The sequence below is a fragment of the Aquirufa sp. A-Brett2-15D genome, from assembly GCF_054558735.1.
The window spans coordinates 728,622-745,362 of the sequence record NZ_JBSKFT010000001.1; the positions used below are offsets into that span (position 1 = coordinate 728,622).

Annotated in this window: 15 protein-coding genes; 5 read left to right on the forward strand and 10 right to left on the reverse strand. The window is 39.3% G+C overall.

The features are described 5' to 3' along the window. Positions 1–87: 87 nt before the first annotated feature. On the forward strand, positions 88–1,905 hold the full coding sequence (htpG, locus tag ACST14_RS03325) for a molecular chaperone HtpG (protein ID WP_459460539.1): 1,818 nt from the start codon (positions 88–90) through the stop codon (positions 1,903–1,905). A 37-nt stretch (positions 1,906–1,942) separates the two neighbouring features. Here htpG and ACST14_RS03330 read toward each other — a convergent pair whose 3' ends face one another. Together ACST14_RS03330 and ACST14_RS03335 are read right to left on the reverse strand one after the other, a co-directional pair. Beyond that, entirely contained in the window at positions 1,943–2,293 is a 351-nt protein-coding gene (locus ACST14_RS03330) for a T9SS type A sorting domain-containing protein (RefSeq protein ID WP_459460541.1), read from the reverse strand. 51 nt (positions 2,294–2,344) lie between these two features. Next, positions 2,345–3,880, reverse strand: coding sequence for an OstA-like protein (locus ACST14_RS03335; protein ID WP_459460543.1), 1,536 nt, complete (start codon positions 3,878–3,880; stop codon positions 2,345–2,347). A gap of 56 nt (positions 3,881–3,936) precedes the next feature. Between ACST14_RS03335 and tilS the strand changes: the two genes are divergently transcribed. Beyond that, positions 3,937–5,265 (forward strand): tRNA lysidine(34) synthetase TilS, encoded by a 1,329-nt coding sequence (gene tilS, locus ACST14_RS03340; RefSeq protein ID WP_459460545.1) that lies wholly within the window; start codon positions 3,937–3,939, stop codon positions 5,263–5,265. A gap of 153 nt (positions 5,266–5,418) precedes the next feature. Here the strand turns inward: tilS and porD are convergent, their stop codons facing one another. The 8 genes from porD to ACST14_RS03380 are packed head-to-tail and all read right to left on the reverse strand — an operon-like array spanning position 5,419 to position 13,184. Further along, positions 5,419–6,321 (reverse strand): type IX secretion system protein PorD, encoded by a 903-nt coding sequence (porD, locus tag ACST14_RS03345; protein ID WP_459460548.1) that lies wholly within the window; start codon positions 6,319–6,321, stop codon positions 5,419–5,421. Positions 6,322–6,352: 31 nt separating this feature from the next. Further along, complete coding sequence (locus ACST14_RS03350; RefSeq protein ID WP_459460550.1) at positions 6,353–6,679, reverse strand: DNA-directed RNA polymerase subunit omega; 327 nt, start codon at positions 6,677–6,679, stop codon at positions 6,353–6,355. 48 nt (positions 6,680–6,727) lie between these two features. After that, on the reverse strand, positions 6,728–7,618 hold the full coding sequence (locus ACST14_RS03355) for an outer membrane protein assembly factor BamD (RefSeq protein ID WP_459460552.1): 891 nt from the start codon (positions 7,616–7,618) through the stop codon (positions 6,728–6,730). 17 nt (positions 7,619–7,635) lie between these two features. Beyond that, positions 7,636–9,387, reverse strand: coding sequence for an ABC transporter ATP-binding protein (locus tag ACST14_RS03360; RefSeq protein WP_459460554.1), 1,752 nt, complete (start codon positions 9,385–9,387; stop codon positions 7,636–7,638). Continuing rightward, positions 9,374–9,538, reverse strand: a complete 165-nt coding sequence (locus tag ACST14_RS03365; protein WP_459460555.1) for a FeoB-associated Cys-rich membrane protein — start codon at positions 9,536–9,538, stop codon at positions 9,374–9,376. Before ACST14_RS03365 ends, ACST14_RS03360 begins: the two co-directional genes overlap by 14 nt. A 1-nt stretch (position 9,539) precedes the next feature. Continuing rightward, entirely contained in the window at positions 9,540–10,340 is an 801-nt protein-coding gene (locus ACST14_RS03370) for an inositol monophosphatase family protein (RefSeq protein ID WP_459460557.1), read from the reverse strand. Continuing rightward, the gene (locus ACST14_RS03375) at positions 10,340–12,442 is read right to left on the reverse strand and encodes a carboxy terminal-processing peptidase (RefSeq protein WP_459460559.1); all 2,103 of its coding nucleotides are present in this window, start codon (positions 12,440–12,442) and stop codon (positions 10,340–10,342) included. Before ACST14_RS03375 ends, ACST14_RS03370 begins: the two co-directional genes overlap by 1 nt. A 4-nt stretch (positions 12,443–12,446) precedes the next feature. Then, complete coding sequence (locus ACST14_RS03380; protein ID WP_459460561.1) at positions 12,447–13,184, reverse strand: FKBP-type peptidyl-prolyl cis-trans isomerase; 738 nt, start codon at positions 13,182–13,184, stop codon at positions 12,447–12,449. 255 nt (positions 13,185–13,439) lie between these two features. Here ACST14_RS03380 and atpA point away from each other — a divergent pair, with 255 nt between their 5' ends. The 3 genes from atpA to ACST14_RS03395 are packed head-to-tail and all read left to right on the forward strand — an operon-like array spanning position 13,440 to position 16,735. Then, a complete protein-coding gene (atpA, locus tag ACST14_RS03385) occupies positions 13,440–15,020 on the forward strand; it encodes a F0F1 ATP synthase subunit alpha (protein ID WP_459460563.1) in 1,581 nt (526 codons plus the stop codon). A 12-nt stretch (positions 15,021–15,032) separates the two neighbouring features. After that, positions 15,033–15,911, forward strand: coding sequence for an ATP synthase F1 subunit gamma (gene atpG / locus ACST14_RS03390; protein ID WP_459460565.1), 879 nt, complete (start codon positions 15,033–15,035; stop codon positions 15,909–15,911). A 2-nt stretch (positions 15,912–15,913) separates the two neighbouring features. Then, complete coding sequence (locus ACST14_RS03395) at positions 15,914–16,735, forward strand: DUF2911 domain-containing protein (RefSeq protein ID WP_459460567.1); 822 nt, start codon at positions 15,914–15,916, stop codon at positions 16,733–16,735. The last annotated feature ends 6 nt before the right edge of the window (positions 16,736–16,741 follow it).

Here is a 16,741-nt window from a genome sequence, read left to right on the forward strand (position 1 = left end):
AAAATCTGACAATGTGACATCTCCCTCCAGCTTGGAATTAAAATTGCAAAAGGATGTTCAAATTTAGAATTATTAATTTTTAAAAATATGAAAGAAACAGGTAACATCTCCATTCACACCGAGAACATTTTTCCCATCATCAAGAAATTTCTCTATTCGGATCACGAGATTTTCCTTCGTGAGCTAGTTTCAAACGCTGTAGATGCGTCCCAAAAAATCAAGCGCTTAAGTTCCATTGGTGAATTTAACGGCGAATTAGGGGAACTGAAGGTGAAGGTTAGTTTTGACAAAGACAAAAAAACGATCACAATTTCGGATAACGGTATCGGTATGACCGCCGAAGAAATCAAGAAATATATTAATCAAATCGCCTTTTCTGGTGCCACGGAATTCGTGGAGAAATACAAGGATCAAGGTGATGACAAAGGAATTATCGGACATTTTGGTCTAGGTTTCTATTCTGCCTTCATGGTAGCAAAAGAAGTAGAGATCATCTCTAAATCCTATCAAGATGGAGCTGAGGCTGCCACCTGGAAATGTGATGGTTCGACAGAATACACCATCGGACCAGCAAAAAAGAAAACACGCGGTACGGATATCATCTTGCACATCGCAGAGGATTCAGAAGAATTTTTAGAGGAGTTCAAATTAAAGTCCATCTTAGAAAAATATGGCAAGTTCTTGCCGATTGAAATTGAGTTTGGCGATAAGGTAATCAATAACCCAAATCCGATTTGGACTAAGTCTCCATCCGATTTAACGGACGAAGATTACTTGAAATTCTACGAAGAATTATACCCATTCCAAGAGAAGCCTTTATTCTGGATTCACTTAAATGTGGATTATCCGTTCAATTTAACGGGTATTTTATACTTCCCAAAAGTGAAGAACGAGATGCAATTGCAACGCGAAAAAATCTCACTTTACAGTCGTCAAGTATTCATCACAGATGAGGTAAAAGACATCGTTCCTGAATTCTTAATGTTATTGCACGGGGTAATCGATTCACCAGATATTCCTTTAAACGTATCTCGCTCGTTCTTACAAGCAGATTCGAATGTGAAAAAGATCAACTCGTATATCACGAAGAAAGTAGCGGATAAATTAGCCGAATTATTCAAATCGGATCGTCCGTCATTCGAAGAGAAATTCGCAAACATTGGTCTTTTCATAAAATACGGAATGATCTCGGATGAGAAATTCTTAGAGAAAGCGAAAGATTTTTGTTTGGTACAAGATACGAACAATAAATATTTTACGTTAGACGAATACAGTGAAGAGGTGCAAGCTGCCCAAACTGACAAAGATGGAAACAAGGTTTACTTGTATACCACCGACGTCGAGCAACAAGATGCGTTTATTCAATCCGCCCAAAACAAAGGTTACTCCATCATTAAATTGGATACCCTAATCGACAGCCACTTCATTAACACAATGGAGTCTAAAACAGAGAAGACGCAATGGAAACGTGTCGATGCTGATGCTGTTGATAAATTAATTGACACCGGGATAACCTTAGAAGCGATTTTATCTGATGCTGCGAAAGAGAGCGTCAAGAAGGTCTTCGAAGAAACCCTAAATGACAAACAAAAAGTGGTAGCTGTAGAGGCCATGTCACCAGACGAATTACCTGCTATTGTCACTCAAAATGAGTTTATGCGCAGAATGAGTGAAATGTCGAAAACAGGTGGTGGCGGAATGGGAATGTTTGGTTCGATGCCAAACACCTATAACATTACCATCAATGCTAATCACCCGTTGATTAGTAAACTAGCTGAATTAAAAGACGAAAGCGAACAAAAAGCGCTAGCGAAACAGATCTCAGATCTAGCTTTATTATCCCAAAATCTCTTAACAGGGTCTGATTTAACTGCCTTCATTAAAAGAACGGTGAGTGGGTTTTAATAAAACGAAAAGAGCCGCGATACATGCGGCTCTTTTTTTATTGCTTTCTAACCATCAGCTTCTTCGTGGCGACTGGTTTCCCATCCACTAATAACTGATACATATAAAGACCGCTGTTTAAGTCTCGTAAAGAGATTTTAGCAGAACGATCATCTCGATCTAGCTCCACTTCCTTCACCACTAATCCAAGCACATTATAGAAGGCAATTTTAACCTCTAGGCTATTGCTAGAAAATTGATAATCAACGACTGCATATTCTGCTGCTGGATTCGGGTAGAGATGAGAAACAAAGATGCGATCCCCTTGGTATAACAAGGTGTCATTTTTAAAACCCAGCAGAGATGCTAGGAGGAATAATAAAGTGATATGTCGCAATACTAATTTCATTCTCAAATCGTTGAAACGAATTTAGTACAAATTCAGACCAATTAATTTTTTTTAAGGTTTTTTAACAGGTTGTTGATATTCAACTCGTTTCAAAATCGTTTGAAGAGATGGCTTTTCAGTGATACGCCATCGGAAACCATCCAATTGCTGGAGATCTTCTTTCCATTCTTTAGGAGGTACAAACTTCGCCTCGGGTTTTGTGATAAAGGCAATTTTCTTCACCGCATTATCCTCAAAAAACAGATTCATCCGACTGCACTCCACTCGATTTAAACCCGTCGTGACTTTTTTATCGTCAATGACATAATAAATACTCTCTCCATTCCCCTCTACATTCACCCGGTTCAATTTCGAATCGTCTTTAAAATGTACCCATATTTTACGCCCTTTAATCTGATTAAACTGATTCGCGGAATCAATTGAAATAACGAAAGACTTTCCTCGCAAACGCATTTCTTTTAGCTTTTGGTTTCCCATAAATAAGGAAATGGAATCGGCTTGAGATTGCGAACCCTGGGTCCAAAGAATGGGTTTTTGGTAAAAATGAATGATCGAATCTTGCACATTATAGCCCAAAGAATCGCACCTGCCAGATAGATCTGACTTATAAATCAATACATTTTTATAGGCAAATAGCTTCCGAATGGAATCCTTTTTAATATTAACCGATACCAAAGTGTCCGCCGTCAAATACAGCGTATCTTTTTCCATGATATTCTGCATCCAAGCGTGGCCATAGACTCGAGTGATTCCTGTTTTACCAGCATATCGACCATTATCACCTTTTAGGATCACCTTTTCTTTTTGAGATAAAAACTCTACTCGTCCTTTCGCTACTCCTATTTGTGTAGGAGAATCATAGAAAAGGGTATCTGCCGTCAAAATATATTCATCTGTTTTCGCAGTGGAACGACCAGTGAAATTAGAAACTTTGGAAATCGTATTATAAAAACCTCGGCTAGTAATAACCGTATCTTTTTTAGTAATAATTTCCGTAGGAGCTATAAAATAGGCCTCCTTCGATAAGGTATTATACTTTAAGGAATCCGCTTTAACGGAACCTCCATCCTTATCAATTACTCTCACTTTTTCTTTAAATAGAAAATTTTTCGTCACGGTATTATAGAAACCTTCTCGGCTAGTTAGAGTAGATTTTTTATCAATAATTCTAGCTCCAGAATGATAAATCGCCATTTTAGAGTTTAGATCATAATCTAATTTAGGCGTATTTAAGATAATCGTATGATCATCTAATTTCACCCGGCCGCTGATAAATGCCTGGCGCATATTACCATTATATAGTGCCGTGTCCCCTGTAATTGTCACCGTATCAGATTGAATAATCCGAACGTGCCCATAGGCTTCCACATTATTCGTAGTAGAGTTTAATACGGCTTGATCACAGGAAAGCGTAGTAGTTCCTTGCTGTAACAAAACACGCCCAATTAACGTCTTACGCATGATTAAATCTTGTTGCATCCCGATTAAGCTATCAGCTCGAATAACTTGCAATAGCTGTCCCTGAGCTTGCGCGAAAAGCGGTAAGCTGAGAAGAAAAAACAGGAAAATCCAACCTTTGTAACGCATCTTGAAATTGAATCGCTAATTTCGTAGCTCCATTGAACACGCAATTTACCATTTTTATGCTGGAAGATTTTATCCATTTTGTCCAAAAAGAGAATTTATTCCAAGCCGATCAGAAAATTTTGATCACAGTAAGTGGTGGAATAGACTCTGTTGTACTTAGTAAACTGTTTTCTTTGGCCAAATTCAATTTCGGCATCGCCCATGTCAACTTCAGTCTACGTGGTGAGGAATCCTTAGCAGACGAGATTTTTGTCAAGAAATTCGCTAAAACGCTGAAAGTCCCTTATCACACCATTTGTTTCGACACGAACGCATTTGCGGCACAGGAAAAAATCTCAACTCAAATGGCAGCACGCATTTTACGCTACCAATGGTTCGAAGAAATCCGCGTCAAAGAAGGCTATGATTACATTGCCACTGGTCACCACTTATTAGATAGCGCAGAGACGATGTTAATAAATCTAGTCAGAGGCAGCGGAATCGCGGGTTTCCACGGAATTCCTGTGAAATCTGGCTACCTTATTCGTCCTATGTCATTTGCAAACCAGGACGCTATTTTTGAATTTGTCGTTTCCCAAAAACTAGCTTGGCGAGAAGATTCTTCGAACGAATCCACAAAATACCTTCGCAATTTTATACGTCATGAGATAATGCCAAAATTCCAGGAATTAAATCCTCATTTTGAGCAAACCTTAGCCGCAACCAGCCAAAAAATCAAAGGCATTGAAGCTTGGATGCAAGACGAACTTCAAGCATTCGTTACTGAATCGTGTTCAACAGATTCCACAGGAATTACTCACGTTAAATTACCTGCTAAAACACCTAAAAATGCCGTTTTACTAACAGAATTATTACTCAAACATCACTTTAATTCTGCCATAATTGAATCCATTTTAACTACGGATAAGGTGGGAGCCATTTTTGAATCCCCTAGTCATAGCCTAAATATTGACCGTGCGCAATGGATCATTAGTACTAAAAGCCAAGCCGATTACAAACCTATCGTTATTTCAGAGGAAGATGAAATTATCCAAATAGGTAATCGAGAGTTACATATATTCATTGAAGAAAAAACGGCAGATTGGAAAGCAATAACGGATCCGAATGTGGCCTGCCTTGATGCAGACACACTTGACTTCCCACTAGAAATCCGAAAAGTGCAGGAGGGCGATTGGTTTTGTCCACTTGGAATGAATCAAAAGAAGTTAATATCTGACTTTCTTACAGATAAGAAAGTTCCTTTGGCCATTAAAAAGAACACTCAGATTCTTTTAAGCAAAGGTTCTGTTGCCTGGATTTTAGGCCAAAGAATTGATAACAGGAATAAGGTAACGGATAAGACGGAATTGGTAGCGGTGTTTGAATTAAAAAGCAGAGCTTTTTAATTCAAATCAAAGAGCAAAGTTCAATGGCGGAATCCCCTGCGGGGATTGTATTTGAAATATTTCCTCCGGACTTTTTCTTTGAACTTTGAACTTTGCTCTTTGCTCTTTGAGAGCATTCTATTAAAATAAGAAAGGGCTCATTTGAGCCCTTTCTTATTTTAATAGAATGCGATAAGCCTCCGTCCTAATCGGATCCAATGTGCTCAAATAAGTGAAAGCCTGCTGGCGCTCAGCGGAGGGAGCTTCGTCCAGAATCGAAATTATTTCTTCAGATTTAGCATCAAAAAAGACACGAATACTAGCTGCACCAGGACGCAACGTATTTACTTGTCGAATTTGCTTTAGAATCTCCAAAATCCCTTTTCTAGTGGCATCTGGATTTTCCGTCATTTTATCTAAATAGAGGCGATGATAGTCATAGTAGATATCGCGCATGGCCTGCAAATTTTGATTAATTAGGTTCTCTGAAACACCCATTCTACTTCGGACATCTGAAATGATTCCCCAGCCTGAGCCGGAGTTTTGGGCTAAATTCGTGAGGTTATTTAATTTTTGAACAAAAGGATCCCCACCTTTTAAACCAAATGAATCATAGGAATACGTCAGGCCTAAATAGGAATAAAATGCCATCAATGAGCTCAAATTATCAGAGAAACTATTGTCGTTATACGTAATGGGGTTGCCTAATTGGTATTTGAAATTGAAACTCTTATCGACTAGATTCAATAAAACCGTTTCGAAGGAAGTTCCAAAAACGGGTCTTAGCACTTGAACACGGGCTGTAGCCTCGATGTCACCTTGGGCAGAGGACTTCGTTAAAAGTAAATTGATATTTAGCTTGATTTTTTCTTCCGTCGCAAAATTATCAGATGACCATCTTCGGCCATTCATAAATTCCTGCATTGTTCGTTGTAATTCAGCATAGACAGTAGAACCGCCTCTTTGCTGATCGAGCTGTAATTGCTCCGTACTGATGGTGATAGTAGTAGAAAGTTCTTGAGCCTGAACAGCCCAAGAACTTAAAAAGAATATGAACAGAAATCGTATTGATTTCATGATCTATTGAATTAAATCAACGTGATTTGATCTAGCTTTCAGTCGTACCTTCTTCGCGGTTTCTGAAATCAATTTTATCATTTAAAAAATCATCGATTGCTAGAGCAGATGGCTTAGGCATACGCTCATAGTATTTGGAGATTTCAATTTGCTCGCGGTTCTCAAAGATCTCTTCCAAATTATCAACCGATGAAGCAAACTCAGATAATTTACCTGATAATTCCTCTTTCATCTTGCTTGAAATTTGACGAGCACGTTGACCTACAATCGAAATTGATTCGTACACATTACCAGTTTTAGCAGCAATTTTGTCTACATCACGTGTAATGATGGATGGATTTGTTGGTGTCTTAGACATCTCTATATAATTTAAGATAGCAAATTTAATGTTAATTTTTAAGAAATACTATTGCGGGCTGGTGGCAATTTTCGACGTATTCGATTTCTCCCTTTCCTGCAATACCTTGTATTCTGCTTCAATTTTAGCAATACGGGTCACTTGATTTTGACTTTCCGTATACCATTTTTCAGCCGTTTTCAAGTATGAACTTTGTGGATATTTATCAATAAACTCTAAATAGAATTTCAATACTTCTTCAAAACGCTCCTTCTGCTTGTATTCAATCGTACTTTTTGCTAATTCAAATTGAGAGATCACTTTGAAATAAGCCATCTCCTCGTTAAAATCTGAATCCGGAAAATCTCGCTGAAAATTTGTAATCTCAATCACTGAAGACTTCAAAGAAGCAATATTGAAGGGGGATGTCTTATAGTATAATTTAGCCTTCTCGTAGGCTTTCTTTTCTAATTTCTTACGCAAATCCCTAATCATGACACTGCAATCCTCCCGGTATTTCGATTCAGGATAATTATTTAAATAACTCTGCAATTCATTGATGGCAGATAGGGTTCCTGTTTGGTCTAAATTAAAAGTAGGGGAATCTTTGTATAGCGAAAATGCCGCCATATAAATGGATTCTTCTGCGTATTCACTGCGAGAGAAAACTTCTGAGAAACGTTTAAAGTGAGTATTTGCGACCGTATAATTACTTAATTCAAAGTCACATTTCGCCTGGTAAAAAGTAGCCATTTCTTGAGTGGAATCCCCTGTTAATAAGGGTAAAACCTCGTCGAAAAGAATCCCAGCCTTGTCAAACTCCTTCTTCTTGTAATAGTCGACAGCGGCTTTAAATTTCGCAGGAACACTCGCGCTCTTTCTGAACTTCTCGAACTTTCCACAGGCACTTAAACCAAGTAAAGCGACTAAACCAATAAGTATTTTATTTTTCAAATTCATAAGCCGCAAAGATACGTTTATTTTCTGAATTGTAAATGATAGAGTTGAGCATATAACCCATCTAAAGCTAATAATTCATCCTGAGACCCCCGCTCTTTAATTTCCCCTTTATCCATCACTAATATTTGATCTGAATTTCGAATAGTAGATAAACGGTGTGCAATCACTACTGCGGTACGACCTTTCATTAAAGTAGAAATTGCCTGTTGAATTAGAACCTCAGTCTCTGAATCCACCGAGGAAGTGGCTTCATCTAAAACAATAATTTTAGGATTATGGACCAAAGCACGAACAAACGAAATCAACTGCCTTTGACCGACACTCAGGGTTGCTCCCCGTTCTTTGACCTCGTAATCATACCCACCAGGTAAAGAAAGGATAAATTCGTGTACGCCCACCGCTTTAGCCGCCTCGACCATTTTATCATGGGTGATGGATTCATCCCCTAAATGAATATTATAAGCGATCGAAGAGCTAAATAGGAATACATCCTGTAATACGACCGCAATATTTTTACGCAAGGATCCTATCTCATACGAAGTTAAGGCGACGCCGTCGATGTTGATTTCACCACTTTGGCAATCATATAAACGGCCTAATAATCCAATAATAGATGATTTACCTGCTCCAGTAGCCCCTACAATCGCACACGTCTTCCCGGCCTCTACCTTGAAACTTACGTTTCGAACCACCCATTCTGGCTCTTGATAGGCAAAGGTAACATCGGCAAATTCAATTTTCCCTTTGATTTGATCCGCCTCAATGCTGCCATTATTTTGAATATAATCAGTCGAATCCAGAAGTGTTAATATACGTTCAGTGGACACAATTCCCATTTGAAGAGTATTAAAACGGTCCGCTAACATACGAATAGGGCGATAAAAAAGGTTGATAAACATGATGAAAGCAGTCAAAGTACCTACTCCCATTTCTTCCTTCACAATATAGGTGGACGCGGCCCAAACGACGAGACCTGTTCCGATCGCCGCTATTACGTCCGCCACCGGAAAAAAGACTGAATAAGCGAAAATACCTCGAATATTGGCATCCCGATGCTCCTCATTAATGCGATTGAATTTAGCTAATTCTTGCTTTTCAGCATGGAACATTTGGACAATTAACATCCCTGAAATATGTTCCTGAACAAAAGAATTCAAATTTGCGACTGCCGTCCTCACCTCATTAAAGGACTTCTTTATGTATTCCTTAAACACATAGGTGGAAAATACCATGAAAGGAACGGTGACTATAATGATCAAGGTCAAGCGCCAATCCGCATAAAACATCACCCCAAGGATGAGGAATAATTGCAATAAATCGCCCGCAATGGAAGCTAATCCCTCTGAAAACACATCGTTCAGTGTTTCGATATCAGATACGGTTCTGGTCACTAAACGACCGATGGGTGTCGCATCAAAAAAAGCTAAGCGCAGATTAACAATCTTCTCATACAATTGGATGCGAATGTCCCTAATAACGGTTTGGCCAAGATAACCAGCCAAATAAGAGGTTGAAAACTGCAAAAAAGTTTGCAAAAGTAGGGCACCAAGCATCCAACCTAGCATGCGCAACAAATCGGACTGAAAGGTTAGGCCTAAATAATTATCTAAGGTATAGCGAATTAATAGGGGCACAACGGGAGAAATACCCGCCATGCAGAGAATTAGAAAAACCAAAAACCAAAAGCGAAAACGATAAGGCTGAATGAAGCCATACAAACGTTTAATGATCTGAAAATCGATTATTTTGGCTGAATTAGCTTCTTTCACTGTTCATTTTATCGATAGTGGACGAAGCTGCACATGTTCCGCAACCTTTGGCACAATTACCGGCATTTTTACCCCAAAACTGCATATAAACCATTCGCCCCAGATAAACCAGCGCTAAAGCAAATACAAGAATGATGATTGCGTTTTCCATGTTATTCAAACCACTTCGATTGCAAAGTTCCTAAAAATTCGGCAAATATAGGACCTGCACCAATAATTTCTCCAGAAAAAATAACCTCTGGACCTCCTGAGAAGTTCGTCACCGTTCCTCCAGCCTCTTCGATAATTATTTTTCCAGCAGCTACATCCCAGGGTTTCAAATTAGCTTCAAAGAAGCCCTCAAAGCGCCCGCAAGCCGTATAGGCTAAATCTATCGCTGCTGCTCCCATGCGTCTCAAACCATGTGAAGAACGCATAAGTTCCTTTAATAAATCCAAATATCGGTCTTGATATGAAAAATCATAATACGGAAATCCTGTAGCTAATAAAGATTTAGACAAAGAATTCTCTGGTGAAACTCGAATAGAGGAACCATTTAAATGAGCCCCATTACCCTTAACTGCCGTAAATAATTCATCCCGATTAGGCTCGTAGATTAATCCTAGAATGGGTTGTTTTTCAAAAATCAATCCAACTGAAACGGCAAAAACAGGTAATTTATGCAAGAAATTCGTGGTGCCATCTAAAGGATCAATAACCCAATAATAGCCATTCCCTACGTCTTCATAAGTAGCAGCTGTTTCTTCCGCAATGAATCCTGCTTCCGGAAAAATCTGAGAAAGTCCCTGCTTTAATTTAGCTTCTGCTTGTTGATCCACGAAGGAAACTAAATCATTCGTCCCTTTATAAATAATGTCGGAGCTACTAAACTGAGTCGACTGTTGTAGAATCCATTGCCCTGTTTCTTTCACCAGGACTGAGGATTCTTCCAAAATGTCAACTAGAGGCTTCATTATTTTTTTGCCACCGTTTTTACAGGAGCAGCAGGTCTTTTTACCCAATCAGCCAAAATTTGCTGCGTCTCCTTCAGATAAGCATCCTTCGCATGCTTATCTTTTTCTTTCGACTCCACTTTCTTTCCGTCTGCGTCTACCGATTCAGATCCGGCCATCACATCCATTACGGCTCGCGTTTCATCCGGCTTTTTCTTTTGATCATCTAATTCTTTCTTACGCTTATCATAATTCAGGGCTATCGAATTCGTTTCCTTCAACTTCTTCCAACGCTCTAAATCTTCTTTCAATTTCAAAAGTTCTGGCTTCGATTTAAGACGCGATTGGAAGGCGGTTTGTAAAAGTTTAATTGTAGTTGGGCTTACTTTTCCTGTCTTCTTAAAGGTAGTCGACCGAATCATATCCCAAGGCAAAGCACTAGGCTGAGAACTCTCTCCAAACTCTTCGGCCGAAAAGGCAGATGGTAAAGCAAAATCAGGACTAACCCCTTTATGCTGGGTTGAACTTCCGGTTACTCGGTAAAATTTCTCAAGCGTAATTTTTAAAACACCTGGATTTTCCTTTTCAGAACGCACAAAACGGCTTAAATCTAATACACTTTGAACAGTTCCTTTTCCATAAGATTGCTCCCCTACGATAATACCACGCTGGTAATCTTGAATAGCACCCGCGAAAATTTCTGAAGCGGAAGCGGAGAAACGGTTGATCAAAACAGCCATTGGGCCGTCGTAAACTAATTCTGGATTTTCATCATTTTCTTGGGTGATTTGGCCAGTTGATTCTTTTCGCTGAACCACTGGACCAGACGTTATGAATAAACCCGTTAAATCCACTGCCTCTATTAGAGAACCTCCCCCATTATTACGCAGATCGATTAATAAAGCATCGATTCCTTCCTTTTTGAATTCCCCTAAAAACTTGCGCACATCTGCTGATGTGGATTTAAATCCATCCTCATTATTACGCGCCCCTTCGAAATCGCGGTAGAACATAGGGATGGTGATTAAACCGATTTTAAGGGTTTTTTCGCCTTGTTTTTGGAACAAAATCTCCTTCTTAGCCGTCTGCTCCTCTAATTTAATTTTCTCGCGAACAATACGTACTTCCGTCGTAGGCGAACCTGTTACACCCGAACCAGGTAAGATTTTTAATCGAACTACTGTTCCTTTAGCACCTCTAATTAGCTTAACTGCATCATCTGTAAACCAACCGATAATATCAACAAATTTACCATCCTCCCCTTGCGCTACCCCTACAATGCGGTCTTTCGGATTAACTTGCTTGCTACGGTAAGCCGGACCACCTGGAACAAGGTCTACTATACTTACGTAATCCCCATCTAAACGAAGGGTTGCTCCTATTCCTTCGAAACTTTGGGACATATCCTTATTAAATTCCTCCGCTGCTTTTGGGATCATGTAGGTCGTGTGAGGATCAATGCTTTCCGTGTAGGCATTCATGAAAACTTGGAAAACATCCTCCGATTTCGTCTTAGCCATGTATTTTTCGGTACGCTTGTAACGCTCCTTTAATTCACGAACAGACGTTGTATCCGCTTTCCCACCTATTTTCCAATCTAACAATTGACGTTTCAAATCTTTACGCCAATAATTATCTAAATCGGCCTCAGAATTCGCCCAAACTGCTTTCTCGCGATTTGGCTGATACGTTTCATCAAGGCTAAAATCCGTTGGCTTATCTAATTGGGCATTGATGAAAACATAGCGCGCTTTCATCCTTTTTTGGTACGTATTATAAATCTGAAACGCAGAGGATAGATCCCCTAAATTAAGTGCTTCATCAATCGTAAAGCGATACTTTTCTAATTCCTTCATATCATCTGCTAAAAAGAATACCTTATTAGGGTCTAATTGCTTGATATAAGCGTCAAAGATTTTCGAAGACAACGAATCATTCACCGGAATCTTACGGTAATGGTAATTGCTTAAAATCTCAAACACTTTGCTTTCCACCTTACGCTGTAAAGCGGATGGCTGTAAATCCCCGTCCTGGTATACCACCTGGCTCTGCAAGTCAGAACCATGCATAAACCAGACAACCAGAAGGGAAAGTGGGATGAAAATAGGAAGTATCTTCTTCATAGTTTTACTTTTCGATCTCTAATAATTCAACTTCAAAAACTAAAGCAGAATAAGGTTTGATTGCTTGACCACCGCCTCGAACACCGTAAGCCAGATTTTGCGGGATGTATAATTTAAATTTCGAGCCTACAGGCATTAATTGTAAAGCTTCCACCCAGCCTGGAATCACTCCATTTACTGGAAATGAAATCGGCTCGCCACGTTGCACTGAGGAATCAAACACGAATCCATCAATCAAGGTTCCATGGTAATGTGTTTTCACTTTATCTGTCGCTACTGGCTTAGGGCCCGTTCCTAACTTGATAATTTTATATTGTAAACCTGATTCGGTTACGATGATCGAATCTTTCTTTTTATTCTCTGCCAAAAACTTCTCGCCAGCCTCTTTATTAGGTAAAAATTCTTTCGATTGCTCTAAGGCTTGTGACTCTTGATTTTTCATCATATAGCTTTGAACAATACTTTGACATTGTTGCTCAGTCAATTTTAAAGCTCCCCCTTTTGTGGCAGCTTCAAAACCTTTAGCCACCATCGCTGGATTCAAGGTCACTTTTTGGGATTTAAAGTTTTGCGCAACTAAAACGCCTACTGCATAAGAAACCGAATCTACTTGATTCGAAAATTCCTTAACGGGAACTTTAGTAACTGAAACGGTCAATTTAGGTTTAGTTTTCGGCTTAGTCTGAGCGATAGATGTTAAAGACACGAAACAAGAGAGAATGGCAAGCAATTTAATTTTCATAATTAATGTTAATTTTATTTCTATTCAAAGATTCGAAGATAAGCAAAATTGCCTTTTTTTCAAGAATTTTAACGGCATTTAACATGCCCCTTATTGCCACCCAAATTCAATTCTTTAAAAAGTCTTATGATTAACGACTTTTATTTTGATAAATCATGGGAATATTCAAATTTCGTAGCTAATTTTGCACCCGAAATTTGATTCAAAATAAATTAGTAAAATCAGATTATAAATTACTAAAACCCTCCAGTTTATATGGCATCAGTAAGACCAGACGAAGTTTCAGCAATTTTAAGGGAACAATTATCCCAAGCTAAGACTCAAGCAGAATTAGAAGAAGTAGGTACCGTACTCCAAGTGGGTGATGGTGTGGCACGTATTTATGGCCTATCAAATGTACAAGCAGGTGAATTGATCGCTTTTGAAAACGGTCTAAAAGCTTTAGCCTTGAACTTAGAAGAGGATAATGTAGGTGCTGTATTATTAGGGGATTCTAGCTCTGTAAAGGAGGGTGATACCGTAAAAAGAACTAACCTGATTGCCTCTGTTAAAGTGGGTGATGGAATTTTAGGTCGTGTAGTGAACACCTTAGGTGAGCCTATCGACGGAAACGGTCCTATCGCAGGAGAATTATACGAGATGCCTTTAGAGCGTAAAGCACCAGGGGTTATCTTCCGTCAACCAGTAACTGAACCATTACAATCAGGTATCAAAGCAATCGATGCGATGATCCCCGTAGGTCGCGGACAACGTGAGCTAGTAATCGGTGACCGTCAAACGGGTAAGACTGCGGTTTGTATCGATACAATCATTAATCAAAAAGAATTTTACGACAAAGGCGAGCCGGTATTCTGTATCTATGTAGCCATTGGTCAAAAAGCATCTACCGTTAAGCAAATCGAGCAAACGCTTCGTAAAGCTGGCGCGATGGACTACACGGTTGTTGTTTCAGCATCTGCAGGAGATCCTGCACCGATGCAATTCTACGCTCCATTTACGGGTGCTGCCATCGGAGAATTCTTCCGTGACACAGGTCGTCCAGCTTTAGTAGTTTATGATGACTTATCGAAGCAAGCAGTTGCTTACCGCGAAGTTTCTCTATTACTACGTCGTCCACCAGGACGTGAGGCGTATCCAGGAGACGTTTTCTACCTTCACTCTCGTTTATTAGAGCGTGCTGCGAAGATTAACAACTCGGATGAGATTGCACGTAGCATGAATGATTTACCAGAGTCGATCAAACACTTAGTGAAAGGTGGCGGTAGCTTAACAGCTCTTCCGATCATTGAAACACAAGCGGGTGACGTTTCTGCCTATATTCCAACGAACGTAATTTCGATTACAGATGGTCAAATCTTCTTAGAAACTAACTTATTCAACGCCGGTATTCGTCCAGCGATTAACGTAGGTATCTCCGTTTCTCGTGTAGGTGGTAACGCACAGATTAAGTCAATGAAGAAGGTAGCAGGTACCTTAAAATTAGATCAAGCTCAATTCCGTGAATTAGAGGCCTTCTCTAAATTCGGATCTGATCTAGATGCCTCGACTAAATTAACGATCGACCGTGGTCGTCGTAACTTAGAGATGTTAAAGCAACCTCAATTCGCACCACAACGTGTAGAAGAGCAAGTTGCGATGATTTATTTAGCTACAACAGGTAATTTAGATAACGTGCCTGTAGAAAAAGTTCGTGAATTCGAACAAGATTTTATTCAAGTTTTACGTGCCACAGAAAAAGCAACATTAGAAGCTTTAGGTCAAGGTAAATACGATGATACATTAACTGCCACGTTAAAGCGTGTAGGTAATGAAGTAGCAGCTAAATACAAAGCATAAAATTAAAACACTATGGCTTCCTTAAAAGAAGTAAGAAATAGAATTGTATCCGTCAACTCGACGCAGCAAATTACCAAAGCCATGAAAATGGTTTCGGCAGCGAAGTTGCGTCGTGCTCAGGATGCCATACACCAAATGCGCCCTTATGCTAAGAAATTAGCGGAAATGATTGCAACGGTTTCTGCTCAATCAGAAGCTGGAGCGGAGAATCCTTTCACAGAAGTTCGGGAGATCAAAAATGCATTAATCATTGTGGTAACATCGGATCGTGGACTTTGCGGCGCATTCAATGCGAACGTAGGTAAAGCAACCATGGCCTTAGTTCAAGAGAAATATGCACGTCTTCAGGAAACTGGGAATGTGGAGGTTTTATCTTTGGGCAAAAAAGGAGCAGAATATTTAGCTCGCCGTGGTTATAAAATGAACGATGCACATACAGATATTTTCACTCGTTTGAACTTCACAAACGTACGTGAAATAGGTGAGGCTGTATTGAAATCCTTCACTGAAAAGCAATATGATGTAGTGGAAATCCTCTTCAACTTTTCGAAGAATGTGGCCACACAAATTATTCAAACAGAACAATTACTTCCTTTGGTAGCCTCAGAAACAGGTGAAAAAGCTAGCTCAGTAGATTATATCTTTGAGCCGACCGAAGAAGAAATTATTTCTGAATTAATTCCCAAGTCTATTAAATTGTCCATTTTCCGTGCCTTATTAGAGTCCAATTCTTCTGAACATGGCGCTCGTATGACAGCGATGGATAAAGCGACAGAAAATGCAGGTGAATTGATTAAGGCATTAAAATTAGAATATAACCGTTCACGTCAGGCAGCCATTACGAAGGAAATTTTAGAGATCGTAGGGGGTGCAGAGGCATTAAGCGCATAAGTATGAAAAAGTTATTGTTTATTCTATTATCGGTTATTTCGACAGCTGCATTAGCTCAAGGCATTAAAATGCCTTCACCAAGTCCTGCGCAAAGCATTAAACAAGATTTTTCTTTGTCATCAGTGGAGGTAAAATACTCCCGCCCGGTGATTAAAGGACGTAAAATTTTTGGAGATGTTGTTCCTTTCGGGAAATTATGGCGTACGGGTGCTAATTCACCTACTAGCATAACTTTAGGAGAAGATGTTAAAATTGCAGGCCAAACCCTAAAAGCCGGAACCTACCAGTTGTTAACTATCCCGTCACAATATTCCTGGGAAGTTATCTTCAGTAAAGGAACGAATGGTGTGTTTAATTACAAGCCAGAAGAAGATGTCTTGAAAGTCAAAATCGCTGCAACTACCTTATCCCAATCAGTAGAATCATTTACGATTCATTTTGCTAACGTTGTTTCGAACAAAATGGATTTAGTGCTATCCTGGGAGAAAGTAAGCGTATCCATTCCAATGGAAACAGATATTGACTCTAAAATTGTAGCATCTATAGATAAAGCCATGGCGGCAGATACCCGTCCTTATTTTGAATCTGCTTCTTATTATTTTGAAACGGGTCGTGATTTAAATAAAGCAATGGAATGGGTCGCTAAAGCTATTGAAGCAAATTCGAGCGCTTATTGGATTTGGCATTTACAAGCTAAGATTCAAGCGAAAGCTGGTAATAAAGTAGCTGCGAAAGCAAGTGCGGAAAAATCAATGGCCTTAGCCAAAGAAGGAAAAAATGAAGATTATGTTACCTTGAATTTAAAATTAATTCAAAGTTTATAAATTGAA